Genomic DNA, 15,220 nt, shown 5'->3' with positions numbered 1-15,220 from the left:
TATTCCGTATGATAGGGATAGCTCACAATTCCCCCCCCATATACAGTGCTCTTTTACCATTTCTTATACTATTTTTTATACCGAGTAATATCAGCTACTCATCTAGGCTAGGTTAAAGTGTCTATTTTTGGCTGTGTTGTAGTTAGCTGTTGTTAACGTCGTAACCTATTGATTTTACGGTGAGTGTTGGTGATGTGATAAAAGCGAGCTTCATAAGCAAGACGGTACAGGAAGTACCTTATAAGACAATGCATGGAGCATATTGTCCTGATGCTTGTGTAGAACTCCATGGATGGGTTGACGCGTCTCGCTTGTTTACTCTGCAATACTAAAACTACAACAGAACCCTATTTTTAGCAGCGCTTTAAAATTTAAGATGGCTACCTAAACGGTACTTATCGCCTGGCGATGTTAAAATAGCGAAACTCACTACGCCTTGTTTTGACCAGGTACGACGTTTTACTTGTAAGCAGGGGATATTTGTTGCGATCTCTAATAGCTGACAAATTTCTGTGCTTGCTAATATCGCTTCTACTTCATGAGTTGCTTCTGTTAATGGCGCCACGGATGACAGGTACTCATGTGGGGTAATCATGGTGAAGTTTTGTAATAAATATTCAGGCACTAAACTGGCATTAACATAACGCTGCTCTAATTGAATAGCCTCATCATTTTCAAGATGTAAAATCTCCGAATAAAACACATGTTCGTTATTTTTCAAATTTAATAAAATGGCTAATTCTTCGGTAACGGCTATTGATTTGAGTAATAATTGTTTGGCTTTATGTTGGTGGCCACGTTCACTAATTTCATCACTAATATTACGAATTTCGAGTAACGATGATTGCGACTTAAATGTTGCGACAAAGGTGCCGGCGCCTTGTGAACGTACTAAGATGCCTTGCTCAGTTAAATCTTGTAAAGCACGTCTTGCGGTCATACGACTAACATTGAATTGTTGAGTTAATTCATTTTCAGAAGGTACCTTGGCATGCTGTGGCCATTCACCTGACTCAATATTTTCACGGATATATTGTTTAATAATAGTATACTTAGCAGGCTTATCTTTTTTGCTTGAGTTATTGTCAGTGCTGTTACTAGAATGAACAGTAAAAGGGGCAGTAGAATTGGCAGTCATGATTGTATTTAAGTGTGTTGAACTTCTTTACACCATCTCACATCTTTAACAAAAACGCAAGAGTTGTATATACAAGTTGCGTATTGGTTATTTTAAAGGTAAAATTTTTCTATCATAGTGGACATGTTCACTTTCATAATTTTTTATTAGGTCGCGGTATGATAAATTTTAAACACTGGCAAACCCTTTATATCAATGTAAATCTAGCCACCATGACAGATGGCAGTAAAAGCTACGGTGAAATTACGCAAGCAGCATTAGCCATCAGTGATGGTAAAATTGCTTGGTTAGGCAAAGAAAGTGACTTGCCTAACGCTTTATTAGCTAAAGATAGCAACAGCTCGAGTCAGGGCTCAGTTGATATTATTGATGGTAAGGGGCAATGGTTAACGCCAGGCTTAATCGATTGTCATACACACCTGGTTTATGGTGGTAACCGTGCCAACGAATTTGAAATGCGCTTGCAAGGCAAAAGCTATCAAGAAATAGCCAACGCTGGCGGTGGCATAGTCTCCACTGTGGCAGCTACGCGTAAGGCTAGTGAGCAAGAATTACTGGCCAGCGCTTTGCCGCGTTTAACCGCTTTGCATCAACAAGGTGTCACTACGGTTGAAATTAAATCAGGCTACGGTTTAGATACGGTTAACGAAATTAAAATGTTAAAAGTCGCTGGCCTGTTAGCGGCTGAACTGCCAGTGACCATCAAGCGTACTTTTCTTGGCGCCCATGCTTTGCCGACCGAGTATAAAGATAATGCTGATGGCTACCTTGATGTTGTTTGCAATGAAATGTTGCCGCAAATTGTTAAGGAAAACTTAGCCGACGCTGTTGATGTATTTTGTGAAGGCATAGGCTTTACTCTTGAGCAAACCAAGCGTGTTTTTGATGCCGCCCAAGCGCATAACTTACCGATTAAAGTTCATGCCGAGCAATTATCTAACCTCGGTGCTTCTGAGCTTGCGGCAAACTATGATGCCTTGTCTTCTGATCATATTGAGTTCTTAGATGAAGCCGGCATTATAGCGATGAAGCAAGCAGGCATGACCGCAGTATTATTACCCGGTGCTTTTTACTTCCTGCGTGAGACACAATTACCGCCAATCGACTTACTTCGTAAACATCAAGTACCTATGGCAATTGCCACCGATGCCAACCCTGGTACTTCTCCCATTCATAATATTCACTTGATGCTTAACATGGCCTGTACCTTGTTTAGATTAACGCCGAGCGAGGCCTTAGCCGGTATTACTTGTTATGGTGCCAAGGCTTTAGGTTTAGCCGAAAGTAAAGGTCAGTTAGCCATTGGTTATGATGCGGATATTGCCTTATGGAATATCGCGCAACCGGCCGAGCTATGTTATCAATTTGGTGTCAACCCATTAGCCGCGTTATACCAAGCAGGAAAAAGAGTTATTTAGTTGCGTTTAGGAGGGCGGCTTTGAACCGGACCTCAATGTTAATCTACGATATTGAAGTTGCAATATGGAGTAATATCTAACAGCAATCGGCCGAGCTATGTTATCAATTTGGTGTTAATCCACTAACGGCTCTGTACCAAGCAGGAAAAAGAGTTATTTAGTTGCGCTAATTTCTTTGACGTTAAGCCACTAACCGCTTTGTAGCAAGCACTATGTAATAAGCGGAGTGGCGCGTTATTTAAAATTTATTTGCTGTAAATATTGCCTAGCTTGAGCGGGGTTGTTGGCAAAAATGCCATCTACCCCTAATGCTTTCATCTTTTTAATGTCAGGTAATTTATCAACAATATAAACATAAACCTGTAGCCCTCGTTGGTGAGCATCACTAACAAACTCAGCACTAACATAGTCGACCACAATATGGACGGAATAAGCCGCTAATTGCTCCGCAAATTTGGCATGTCCTAGTGGCAGGGCAGCGGTTAAGGCACCAAGATTAAACTCAGGCCTTTGGCGATAGATTGCTTGTAATAAGTGATGGTTAAATGAGGATAGTAGTATTTTATTAAAGTCTAATTTAAGCACAGCCCTAGCATCATCTAAGTATTGGAATAATAGTGACAGATCTTCTATGGCAATACCTTTGAGCTCAATATTAATAATGCATTGCTGAGCAACTACCGCTAAAGCTTCGTCTAGGGTGGGAATTACCGCTCCGTTACCCGCATCAAGTTGGCGTAATTGGACAAAGTTATGCGCTATTAATAAACCACTTCCTGAGGTGGTGCGCTCAAGATAGCGATCATGTATAACCATTAACTTGCCATCTACCTGATGGATATCAAATTCAACTGCAACGGTATCAGCCGTACATGCGGCGTTCAATGCTGGTAGGGTGTTTTCTGGTTCAAGGGCACTGGCGCCGCGATGTGCAAAAATTAGCATAGTGTTTTGCAGATGATTAATACATTGGTGATACTTTTGAGTATAATAGTGATAATTAAAAATGCACCAAAACATAAGTAGCGATTACATTGACCACATCAATCTTCCCAAAACGTTTAAACAAATACATTAGTGATTCTGGTTTCTGTTCGCGCCGTAGTGCCGATAAAATGATAGAAGATAACCGTGTCACCATTAATGATAAAGTGCCAGAGCTTGGTACCAAGGTGTTAGAGGGTGATGTCGTTAAAGTAGATGGCTATAATATCGAGCCAATTAGTGATGATAAATCGGATCGTATTTATATAGCTTATAACAAGCCTACTGGTATTACCTGTACTACGGAGAAGCATGTCAGAGGCAATATTATCGATGCTATTGGTCATAAAAAACGCATATTTCCTATTGGTCGTTTAGATAAACCCTCTGAAGGTTTGATCTTTCTCACCAGTGATGGTGATATTGTTAATAAGATATTAAGGGCAGAAAATGCCCACGATAAAGAATATATAGTGACAGTGGATAAACCCATCAGCGAACGCTTTATTTTGCGTATGTCTCGTGGTGTACCTATTCTAGGCACCATTACTAAACCTTGTATTGTGCGGGTGGAAAGTCGTTTTGTTTTCACTATTGTATTAACTCAGGGGTTAAATCGTCAAATTCGCCGCATGTGTGAATACCTTGATTATGAAGTGCTAAAACTTAAACGTTCACGTATTATGAACGTTGAACTGGGCAATTTAAGTCCAGGGCAGTGGCGAGATTTAACGAAGGAGGAAATGGCAGAAATTAATGCTGCGGTGCAGCACTCTAGTAAAACCGCGATTGATACCGCTCAGCCTAAAGCCCCATTAGATATGGATCAACTTACCAAAAAAATAGATGAAGACCTTAATATAAGTAAGTCGACTCCGTATCTGTATACCCCTAAAAAAACCACAGCAACTAAGCAAGATACAGCTAAAAAATTGAGCCCTAGTGATATTTGGCCGACCACGGATAGTAAATCTGCTCAGCGAGATAAACTTAAATTAGCTACCAAGAAGCCGGATTAGCCTGTTTTTCCATGGAATTTACCTCAATATATTTAATGCTGCCATTGCTATCAATTGATCGCTTAGCTAATCGCCCTTAATATTCAATAACGTTGCTGATAACTCGGTTATTACTTGGCTATCTTCAATAGTTGATGGAATTTCAATTTTTTCACCATCAATCATTTGCCTAAGGGTTTTTCGTAAAATTTTACCTGAGCGCGTCTTTGGTAACCTATCAATAATAAATAAACATGCCTGTGCACTTGGCTCAGGATCGTCATCCCCGTGGTGTTTAAATCGGGGATCCAGTGTATAAAGAGCAACGGATCTTCAATCAGAGACTTCGAAGATGACGTATACAAAAAGTTCTTGAGTAAACTACATAGGCTTGTAAATCAATGTTTTTACCGATAAAAAATAAATAGTTGTCTACAATTATTTATTAATCATTTGGTGACATTTATTGCTTTAAATGAAAAATATCCCTTACCAGTTTGGAGAAAAATTAATGGCTTTTTTAAGTAATATTTCAGTAAAGATGAAGATAAGTTTGTTAACTGGGGTTTTGCTATTAGCACTTATTTCAGTAGCTAGCTTTTCTATTATGCAACTTTTATCAATTAAGAGTGCTTTTATCCAATTCAGTCAAAGTGCCGTTGTATTAGAAACAACCATTCTAGAAGTAAATCGGGATCTGAATTATGTCTCGCGTTTAACGCGTAGCATTATGCTAGGAGATAATTATCAAAAAAACCACAATAAGCTTGAGCAGAGAATCAATGATATTTCTGGGCACTTTGATAAATTAGTTCATACCATAAAAACTGTTAGTGATGAACAAGTTAAATCTCAGTTGGCTTCTTTAACATCAAAGTCGAAGCAGTCGACAATGAAATTCTTAAACGAAAGCTTACGTTTAATGAATACGCTGTCGGAAACAAGTAGCACATCAGATCAGCAAGCAGCGTGGAAAAAGTATAAAAAGGAGTTCAGTCCGCTAGCGAACAGTTCTAGAAAGGACTTTTCCTTATTAAGGACCTTGGTTGCTAACAATAAAGTCTTTATTTATCAGTCTTCAGCAGAGGACGTCGAATCATCTTTGTCCGCAACAATAATCATTTCAATTACTGCTATTTTAGTATCAGTGCTACTTGGTTTTTTTATCATGAAAAGTATTATTACCCCACTTGAGAAGCTTAAACGTGCCTTTGAAGAAATTGAGTCTAGCTCTAACTTAACTATTCGTACTAAAGTTGAGTCGGGTGATGAGCTTGGCGCAGTAAGTAGGGCTTTTGATTCATTATTACAAAAATTTCATCATACCCTAACTGAGGTGGTTAGTATTGTTAATCGCTTGAATCATGCCTCAAATCAATTGGCCAAATCTAGTGAAACCACCAGCTCACATATACGAAGTCAACGTCTGGAAACGGATATGGTTGCTACAGCTATGAATGAAATGGTAATGACAGCACAAGAAGTTGCACAAAATGCCGCTAATACGGCTACAGGTGCAGAAGATGCTAACCAACAGGCGCGGCACGGATATGAGATAGTTTCAAATACAGTTAAGGGTATCTCTGCTTTAGCATCAGGCATTCAAACGGCCTCAGAATCAATTGATAAAGTATCTAATGATAGCCAAGAGATAGGTCGGGTTTTAGATGTAATTAAAGGTATTGCTAAGCAAACTAACTTACTCGCATTAAATGCTGCTATTGAAGCTGCAAGGGCAGGAGAACAGGGGCGTGGTTTTGCTGTAGTTGCTGATGAAGTTAGATCATTAGCATCTCGCACAGAAACTTCTACGCAAGAGATTCAACAAATGATTGAGCGCTTACAACAAGGCTCAGAACATGCAGTAACACTGATGAAAAAGAGTAATCAACAAGCGGAGAAGTCTGTTGAGCAAGCTAGTTCAGCGGGTGATGCACTGCAGAAGATTACAGAATCTGTTGCCTCAATAAATGATATGGCGGCGCAAATTGCTACTGCTGCAGAAGAGCAGACGAGTGTGAACGAGGAGATTAATCGTAATATTACTAACATTTCAACTATATCAGATAGTACTTCTGTTGAAGCTGAAAATACTCACCACTCAAGTAAGGACTTGGCAGAGCTGGCGAATAATTTGCATTTATTAGTGTCGGAATTCAAAGTATAAAGACTTTGTTTAATTAGCGTATGAGTACCTTAACATACGCTATTATTAGCAAGGATTAGCTTAGCTGTTCACCGACATCTGATAATGCACCGCATCAAAGTCGCCAATAGCATCTTGGTGTAAATAAGCTCTGACAAAGCTCATGCCCATTTTTTTCATCACGCTAATTGAGCCGGCATTATCGGCAACGGCCAGCGCCGAGACATGGCTAATATCCGTATTCGCGACCACGGCGTTTTTAACGGCTATTGCGGCTTCTGTGGCGTAACCCTTGCCCCAAGTGCTTTGGAAAAAACGCCAGCCTAATTCCAAGTCTTTATCATTGGCTGCGTCAGTAAAAAATGCCATAGGGCGGATTAATACCCAGCCTAAATACTCATCGGTTAATTTATCGGATACTTGCCAAATTCCCCAGCCTAACTTGTCATCACGGTATTGCTCCATCCGTGGGATAAAAACATTGTTAACCTGCGCCATGCTAGTGGGTTTACCACCGTTAAGATATTTCATCACTTGTGGGTCTTGATCTATCTGCCACAAGGCTTGGGCATCTTGAGCGTCCATTAGCCTAAATTTAAGGCGTTCACTATTGTTGATATGCATAATAAACCTGTTGAGAACTGATAAGAAAGCAAGCATAACGGAGAACGTCCGTTATGCTTGGTTGGTATTAGGATTTTTGCAGTAAGGGTTTTAAAAATCTCGCCGTATGTGAGGTTTTATGATCAGCTACCTGCTCGGGTGTGCCAGCCACTAATATTTCACCACCACCGGCACCACCTTCTGGGCCTAAATCAATGATCCAGTCGGCAGTTTTTATCACATCTAAGTTATGCTCAATCACCACTACGGTATTACCATGGTCACGTAATCGATGAATAACATGCAGTAATTGTTTTATATCGTGAAAATGTAAACCCGTGGTCGGCTCATCTAAAATATATAAGGTTTTGCCAGTATCTCGTTTAGATAACTCTTTTGATAGTTTAATGCGCTGGGCTTCACCACCAGAGAGGGTCACTGCCGATTGGCCCAATTTTATATAACTTAAACCAACATCCATTAAGGTTTGCAACTTGCGCTTTATCGACGGGATGGCCTGGTAAAATTCAAAGGCATCTTCAATGGTCATATCCAATACTTGATGGATATTTTTACCCTTGTACAATACTTCTAAGGTCTCACGGTTATAGCGCTTACACTTACAGACATCACAGGGCACGTAAACATCAGGTAAAAAGTGCATTTCAACCTTGATCATGCCATCACCTTGGCAAGCTTCACAGCGACCGCCTTTAACATTAAAGCTAAAACGTCCTGACTTATAACCCCGTGAACGTGATTCTTGTGTGGCGGCAAAGATGTCACGTACCGCGGTAAATATGCCGGTATAAGTGGCCGGGTTTGAACGTGGCGTTCTACCAATCGGGCTTTGATCAATGTCGATAACTTTATCTAAATGCTCTAAACCGTGAATGCTTTTATAGGGGGCAGGTTCATCAATGGTGGCACCATTTAGCTCAATATGAGCGAGTTTGTACAAGGTGTCGTTGATGAGTGTTGATTTTCCTGAGCCTGAAACCCCGGTAATACAGGTCATCAAACCGGTTGGAATCACTAAATTAACATGCTTTAAGTTGTTGCCGCTGGCACCTTTTAGCTCTATCACGGCTTTTTTATTAAAGGCATGACGCTTTTTTGGTATTTCAATTCTTTCTACGCCAGAAAGGTATCTACCCGTGAGTGACTCTTTACAGGCTAAAATATCCTCTACTGTGCCTTGGGCGATAATTTCACCGCCATGTACGCCAGCCCCAGGGCCTATATCAATGATGTGATCAGCCGCGCGAATGGCCTCTTCATCATGCTCAACCACAATAACGGTATTACCTAAATCACGCAGGTGTATTAAGGTGCTAAGCAAGCGTTCATTATCTCGTTGATGTAAGCCAATAGAGGGCTCATCTAGTACATACATAACGCCAACTAAGCCTGCGCCAATTTGGCTTGCAAGGCGTATGCGTTGTGCTTCACCCCCCGATAGGGTGTTAGCTCCGCGTGATAAATTTAGGTAATTAAGGCCAACATTAACCAGAAAGCCTAAACGTTGGTTTATTTCTTTTAATATCTTCTCGGCTACTTGGCCTTTTTGACCGGTGAGGGTCAAACCTTGGAAAAAAGTGAGGGCATCACTGATGGATAATTCAGCGATAACCGGTAACGGCGTATCATCAATAAAGACATTACGGGCCTCTAACCGTAAGCGACTACCATTACAGTCAGGACAAGGATGTGAATTAAGATATTTGCCTAGCTCTTCACGCACCGAGTTGGACTCGGTTTCTTTATAGCGGCGCTGCATATTATTGATGATGCCTTCAAAGGGATGTTTACGCATCACCACATCACCACGGTCGTTCATATATTTAAATTCAATTTCTTGTTTACCACTACCATAAAGTACAACTTTTTGCGCTTCCGCGGATAAGCGGTTAAAAGGTTTATCCACTTTAAAGTTATAATGTTCGGCCAACGCTTGTAGCATTTGAAAGTAATAAAAATTACGTTTGTCCCAGCCACGGACCGCACCGTCAGCAAGGCTTAATTTTTCGTTGGCGATAACGCGACTACTATCGAAAAATTGCTCAATACCTAAACCGTCACAGGTTTGACAAGCGCCGGCGGGATTATTAAAGGAGAATAAGCGCGGCTCTAATTCTTCCATGCTGTAACCACAATGTGAACAGGCAAAATTAGCCGAGAACAGTAACTCTTCTCGGTCTGGCTCATCCATAAAAGCGACTTTGGCGGTACCTGAGGTTAGCGCTAAGGTTGTTTCAAAAGACTCAGAAAGGCGTAACTGAATCTCATCACGCACTTTTAAACGATCAACGACAACTTCTATGGTGTGTTTTTTCTGTAATTCTAATGGCGGAGGATCGGATAAGTCACAAATTTCACCATCAATGCGGACACGAATAAAACCCTGTGCGGCTAAGTTATCAAGCAGCTTTACATGTTCGCCTTTACGGTCTTGGACAATAGGAGCAAGTAGCATCACTTTTGTGCCTTTTTCAAGGGCTAAAACCTTATCAACCATTTGTGAAACCGTTTGTGCTGCGAGTGCTTGACCATGCTCGGGACAACGCGGCTCACCAACTCGGGCATAAAGTAAACGCAAGTAATCGTAAATCTCAGTGGTGGTTCCTACGGTTGAACGTGGATTATGAGAGGTTGATTTTTGTTCAATAGAAATAGCCGGCGATAAACCTTCAATATGATCAACATCAGGCTTTTCCATTAACGATAAAAATTGACGAGCATAAGCTGAAAGCGACTCGACATAACGGCGTTGTCCTTCAGCGTAAAGCGTATCAAAGGCAAGAGAAGATTTTCCTGAGCCAGAAAGACCGGTAATAACCACGAGTTTATCTCGAGGTATTGTTAAACTAATGTCTTTGAGGTTGTGTGTGCGCGCCCCTCTGACTTCAATACTTTTCATGCGTTTTTTAACTCAATTAGCGATAAAATAGAGCCGACAAGTATGCCATAAATACAGCACTATAAAAACTAGTGCCAAAGGATAACGGCTTGTTTTCATTGTTGGGATTATGTTGTGCTTCTTTGCATGGTAAACTAATGGCAATTTTTCCGACGTCTTTATTTATTTTAGGTTTTAGCAACGTTATGAGTGTTTCAGGTTTAAACCGTATTGAGAAAATAGCCGCCATCACCTTAGCCAGTGTCTTTGGTGTGCGCATGTTAGGCTTATTCATGATATTGCCCGTTTTTGCCATTTATGGTGAGCAGCTTACGGGATATAGTCCTATGTGGTTAGGGTTAGCAATTGGCGCTTATGGCTTAACACAAGCGTTATTGCAGATACCTATGGGGATTCTTTCCGATAAGTTTGGCCGGAAACCCGTTATTCTTGCCGGTTTAGTGGTTTTTCTTATTGGTAGTATTGTCGCGGCAATGTCCGAGACTATATATGGTGTCGTGCTCGGGCGAGCAATTCAAGGTATGGGCGCTATTGCTAGCGCAGTACTCGCCTTAGCGGCCGATTTAAGTCGTGAAGAGCAGCGACCTAAAGTGATGGCAACCATTGGCATGTTTATCGGTTTATCCTTCACCCTTGCCATGATTTTAGGACCAATAGTAGCTGATGTTGTCGGGTTAAGTGGTTTATTTTGGTTTACCGGTCTGTTGACCATTTTAGCCATGGCTATGATCCAATTTATGGTACCTAACTCGGTGAATAAAGCTCCGCGTGGTGATCATGTCGCCTTGCCAGCACAAATAAGCCGTTTAATACGTCATCCACAGTTATCTCGATTAAATTGGGGCGTTTTCATTTTACATATGGCCTTAACCGCTTGTTTTGTTACCTTGCCGAAGCAGTTTGTTGCCAGTGGCTTGGCGCTGGAAAACCATTGGCAAATATACTTGCCGGCCTTACTAGGCTCTTTCTTTTTAATGGTGCCTTTTATGATTTTTGCCATTAAGAAACAAAAAGAAAAACCTATGTTTAGCGCTGCTATTGCGTTGTTAGCTTTTGCGCTATTTTTACTTTGGTTATTGCCCAGTGGCTTCTGGAGTCTAATACTGTCAGTGGTGTTGTTTTTTACCGCCTTTAACTATTTAGAAGCAACTATGCCGTCTATTTTATCCCGTATAGCGCCTGCTGGTGTTAAAGGAAGTGTTATGGGGGTTTATTCAAGTAGCCAGTTTTTAGGCGCGTTTGTTGGTGGTATTGTCGGTGGTTTTATTGCCAGTCAGTATGGTGAGCAAACTATTTTCTTAGTGATGGCTGTGGTCACTGTGATTTGGTTGTTATTAAGTTTTGGCATGCAGCCATTAAAAAAATCAAAAAGTTTTAGCTTTGCCACCAATATTACTGGTGAAGAAGAAGCCAAAAAAATGGCTGAACTATTAATTAATATGCCTGGCGTTATCGAAGCAACACTCGTTCATACTGAAGCGGTTGCTTATTTAAAAGTTGATGATAAAAAGGTTGATTTAATCGCGATTAAAGCCTTGCTACAAAGCTAGGTCAGCGAGAGAGTTTTTCCTTGCCTAAAGGCATTTTAACGGCCATTGAAATCCTTCATTTTGATTGGTAACGGCTATAGTCTAATCTCACCGAGCAAACTAGTAAAAGCACGCTAAACTAAGGTTTACCTTGTCCCTTAATTTAGCGAGTGACTATCATGTCTGATCATCACACTTACAAAAAAATTGAAATGGTTGGCTCATCTACAACCAGTATCGAAGATGCTATAGAAAATGCCTTGGCTGAGTGCCATAAAACAGTTAGCAATATGGATTGGTTTGAGGTCACAGAAACCCGAGGTCATATTGTCAATGGCGCGGTCGGCCATTATCAAGTCACATTAAAAATCGGTTTTAAAATAGTGTCTAGTTAACAGTAAGCCAAGCCAGTTTTATTTAACTTTGCTTTTCTCCGCTGAAGGAGGGATTTATTGAGCCTATTTGAGCGCAGTAATATAATCTTTTTTCTTATTAGCGCCGAGCGTAACTTCTATATCATCATCTTGTTGCTTGCCCAATAGTGCCATGCCCATAGGGGATTGTGCTGTTATGACGGTAATATTTTGTTGAGCTAGTTTACAGCGGAAGCCACCTGCGGCAGGACCGATAAAGAACCAGTGGTTCATTGCCGTATCTGCAGATAATTGTACTAAAGCGCCTAAGGCGATATAGCTATTGTGGTTGAATGCCTTGGTATCTAGTGCTTTATAGGCATCGATATCCTGTTGTAAGTCAATTACTCGCTTAGATTGCCCCTCAGCTAAGTAGCTAGCCTCTATCGCTAGGGTATCATATTGTGTTTCCGCGACACTTTGATCATTAACCGCAGCGGCATGTGCTACATTGGCGGCACCAATGGCTTGTTGAAGGTCTTGTGTTAATGCAGTAAGCACTAGGTCAATTAATTGTTTTTTATTGGGCATAAAATTTTATTCTATCGCTATTTTAAATGTTTTACTCAGTAGCTGTGTTACTACTTAAGCTGAACTATGGCTAATGGCTGTTTGATATTTAAGTAAAATAAACAGGTTATATTTTATGGAAAAATTAACAAGCAACTAAAATCATTAACTAGCCAATCAATGGCTCAATTTATTCGATTAGCAAGACCAAACGATTATCAATAGCGGGTTATTTATCGACGCTTTAACGCACAGAATCGAATAATGTCGGTGTGCTTACCCAGAGCTCAGCTTGCGTATTATAAGTGAATGTTATCTCCGTGATGTTATCATAACTTGTGTTTTTGTCTAAATGTCAGTAAATTAATGACTATACATCAACTGGTACGACCAATAGCAGAGCATAATTATGACAACAACTGCCTACCCACATTTATTAGCGCCACTAGACCTTGGCTTTACCCAATTAGCTAACCGTGTTCTGATGGGCTCCATGCACACCGGCCTAGAAGAAGAACGTGGCGGTTTTGCTAAATTAGCAGCCTTTTATCAAGCTAGGGCAAAAGGTGGCGTCGGTTTGATCGTTACCGGTGGCGTTAGCCCTAACTTACGCGGCCGAATAGCGCCTTTTGGCAGTGAGTTATGCCACTTTTGGCAAGTAAAAAAACACCTGCAAGTTACTGAAGCAGTTCATAAATACCCCACTAAAATTTGTTTGCAATTATTACATACCGGACGATACGCTTATCATCCTTTTGGTGTTGCGCCGAGCAAAATTAAATCACCCATTTCACCTTTTACTCCTAAAGCGATGTCGGTTAGGCAAATTAAATCTACCATTAAAGATTTTGCTTATGCCGCCAAGTTGGCCGCTAAAGCGGGCTACGATGGCGTTGAAATTATGGGCTCTGAAGGTTATTTAATTAACCAGTTTTCTTGTCTTAGAACCAATAAACGTGATGATGATTGGGGCGGCAGTATTGAAAACAGAATGCGCTTGGGCATTGAAACCATTAAAGCGGTGCGCGCCAAAGTGGGTGAAAACTTTATTATTATCTTTCGTTTATCTATGTTGGATTTAGTTGAAGGCGGTAATAGTTGGGCAGAAGTTGTCACTATGGCAAAAGCCGTTGAAAAAGCTGGCGCGACACTGATTAATACCGGTATCGGTTGGCATGAATCGCGTGTACCTACCATAGTAACCTCAGTACCTAGAGCAGCATTTACTTGGATTACTGAAAAAATGAAGCAGGAAGTTTCTATTCCGCTTATTACCACGAACCGAATTAATACGCCTGATGTTGCCGAGCGAGTGTTAGCGACAGGGCAGGCAGATATGGTCTCAATGGCGAGGCCTTTCCTTGCCGATGCCGATTTTGTTAATAAAGCGGCAGCGAATAAAGCCGATGAAATTAATACCTGTATTGGTTGTAACCAAGCGTGTTTAGATCATGTTTTTGCCCAAAAACGTGCTTCTTGTCTGGTAAATCCTATGGCGTGTTATGAAACGGAGCTTGTTATTGAAAAAGCGCCGCAAGTGAAAAAATTAGCCGTGATAGGTGCCGGGCCAGCAGGTTTAGCTTTTAGTGTTTATGCGGCTCAACGAGGTCATCAAGTTGAACTATTTGATAAAATGAGTGAAATTGGTGGCCAGTTCAATGTTGCTAAGCAAATTCCCGGTAAAGAAGAGTTCTTTGAGACCCTACGCTATTTTAACAAACAACTGAGTTTACACGGCGTTAAAGTACACCTTAATAGTGAGCAAAGTGCGGAAAATCTGCTAGCTGCAGGTTTTGATGAAGTGATACTGGCAACGGGTATTAAGCCACGAAAGCTCGACATCGAAGGTTTGACAGCTGGTTTTGCCAGCAAGAAAGTGCTTACCTATTTACAAGTACTACGTGATAAAATTGACGTTGGTAATAATGTCGCCATTATCGGCGCCGGTGGTATCGGCTTTGATGTGGCCACTTACTTGTCGGAAAAATCATTGACCAATGAACCGGATGCCTGGCTTAAAAATTGGGGGGTTGATAAAAGTTATCAACAAGGCGGAGCCTTATTAGACAAGAAGGATGTACCTAAACATACCCCAGAAAGGAAAATTACCCTGTTACAGCGTAAAACGACTAAAGTGGGTAAAGGCTTAGGTAAAACCTCAGGCTGGGTACATAGAGCCCATTTAGTTAAACAGGGTGTTACTATGGTTGCTGGCGCAAGTTATAAAGCCATTACCGATGAGGGCTTAGTGATTGAAGTTGATGGTAAGGAACAGTTATTGGCAGTTGATCATATAATTATCTGTGCCGGGCAGGAGTCGAATCGAGACTTGCAACAAGCACTTGTTGATGGTGGCATAACTGTGCACCTGATTGGCGGTGCTAATGTCGCTGTTGAGCTTGATGCAAAACGTGCGATACGCCAAGCGGCCGAATTAGCGGTGAAAATTTAACAACATTCCACACTTATCTACCGATGTCCTAGTGGTTAACCGAAGAAAAAGTCTATATTTCTTCGGTTTATTATTGATATACTGTCGCGAATTAATTCTTTTTTAGATA

At 41.0% G+C, this 15,220-nt stretch carries 11 protein-coding genes; 6 read left to right on the top strand and 5 right to left on the bottom strand.

Going from position 1 to position 15,220, the window contains the following annotated elements:
* Nucleotides 1-364 precede the first annotated feature (364 nt).
* The gene (gene hutC, locus MTCD1_RS06450; protein WP_082606410.1) at nt 365-1,138 is read right to left on the bottom strand and encodes a histidine utilization transcriptional repressor HutC; all 774 of its coding nucleotides are present in this window, start codon (nt 1,136-1,138) and stop codon (nt 365-367) included.
* Between the two features lie 158 nt (nt 1,139-1,296).
* Between hutC and hutI the strand changes: the two genes are divergently transcribed.
* Nucleotides 1,297-2,556 carry an imidazolonepropionase gene (hutI, locus tag MTCD1_RS06445; RefSeq protein WP_057179772.1) on the top strand — a complete coding sequence of 420 codons (1,260 nt, stop codon included), beginning with the start codon at nt 1,297-1,299 and terminating at the stop codon, nt 2,554-2,556.
* A 234-nt stretch (nt 2,557-2,790) separates the two neighbouring features.
* Here the strand turns inward: hutI and MTCD1_RS06440 are convergent, their stop codons facing one another.
* On the bottom strand, nt 2,791-3,501 hold the full coding sequence (locus MTCD1_RS06440) for a glycerophosphodiester phosphodiesterase (protein WP_057179773.1): 711 nt from the start codon (nt 3,499-3,501) through the stop codon (nt 2,791-2,793).
* Nucleotides 3,502-3,590: 89 nt separating this feature from the next.
* Between MTCD1_RS06440 and rluF the strand changes: the two genes are divergently transcribed.
* A complete protein-coding gene (gene rluF / locus MTCD1_RS06435; RefSeq protein WP_197410246.1) occupies nt 3,591-4,559 on the top strand; it encodes a 23S rRNA pseudouridine(2604) synthase RluF in 969 nt (322 codons plus the stop codon).
* A gap of 490 nt (nt 4,560-5,049) precedes the next feature.
* A complete protein-coding gene (locus tag MTCD1_RS06430; protein WP_057179774.1) occupies nt 5,050-6,705 on the top strand; it encodes a methyl-accepting chemotaxis protein in 1,656 nt (551 codons plus the stop codon).
* 60 nt (nt 6,706-6,765) lie between these two features.
* On the opposite strand, the gene MTCD1_RS06425 is transcribed toward MTCD1_RS06430, so the two are convergent.
* Together MTCD1_RS06425 and uvrA are read right to left on the bottom strand one after the other, a co-directional pair.
* Nucleotides 6,766-7,308 (bottom strand): GNAT family N-acetyltransferase, encoded by a 543-nt coding sequence (locus MTCD1_RS06425; RefSeq protein WP_057179775.1) that lies wholly within the window; start codon nt 7,306-7,308, stop codon nt 6,766-6,768.
* A gap of 67 nt (nt 7,309-7,375) precedes the next feature.
* Complete coding sequence (gene uvrA / locus MTCD1_RS06420; protein ID WP_057179776.1) at nt 7,376-10,207, bottom strand: excinuclease ABC subunit UvrA; 2,832 nt, start codon at nt 10,205-10,207, stop codon at nt 7,376-7,378.
* A gap of 185 nt (nt 10,208-10,392) precedes the next feature.
* Between uvrA and MTCD1_RS06415 the strand changes: the two genes are divergently transcribed.
* Both MTCD1_RS06415 and MTCD1_RS06410 read left to right on the top strand, forming a co-directional pair.
* Nucleotides 10,393-11,757, top strand: coding sequence for an MFS transporter (locus MTCD1_RS06415; RefSeq protein ID WP_057179853.1), 1,365 nt, complete (start codon nt 10,393-10,395; stop codon nt 11,755-11,757).
* 158 nt (nt 11,758-11,915) lie between these two features.
* Nucleotides 11,916-12,131: a dodecin gene (locus MTCD1_RS06410; RefSeq protein WP_057179777.1), complete on the top strand. Its 216-nt coding sequence runs from the start codon at nt 11,916-11,918 to the stop codon at nt 12,129-12,131.
* A gap of 63 nt (nt 12,132-12,194) precedes the next feature.
* Here MTCD1_RS06410 and MTCD1_RS06405 read toward each other — a convergent pair whose 3' ends face one another.
* The gene (locus tag MTCD1_RS06405; RefSeq protein WP_057179778.1) at nt 12,195-12,680 is read right to left on the bottom strand and encodes a GreA/GreB family elongation factor; all 486 of its coding nucleotides are present in this window, start codon (nt 12,678-12,680) and stop codon (nt 12,195-12,197) included.
* A gap of 388 nt (nt 12,681-13,068) precedes the next feature.
* On the opposite strand from MTCD1_RS06405, the gene MTCD1_RS06400 reads away from it, so the two are divergent.
* Nucleotides 13,069-15,111 carry an oxidoreductase gene (locus tag MTCD1_RS06400; RefSeq protein WP_057179779.1) on the top strand — a complete coding sequence of 681 codons (2,043 nt, stop codon included), beginning with the start codon at nt 13,069-13,071 and terminating at the stop codon, nt 15,109-15,111.
* Nucleotides 15,112-15,220 lie beyond the last annotated feature (109 nt).

Origin of the sequence: Colwellia marinimaniae (assembly GCF_002207865.1) — a bacterium.
Taxonomy (GTDB): Bacteria; Pseudomonadota; Gammaproteobacteria; order Enterobacterales; family Alteromonadaceae; genus Colwellia; species Colwellia marinimaniae.
The sequence above is the reverse complement of the archived record's forward strand: the minus strand, read 5'-3'. Positions and strand labels throughout refer to the sequence as shown.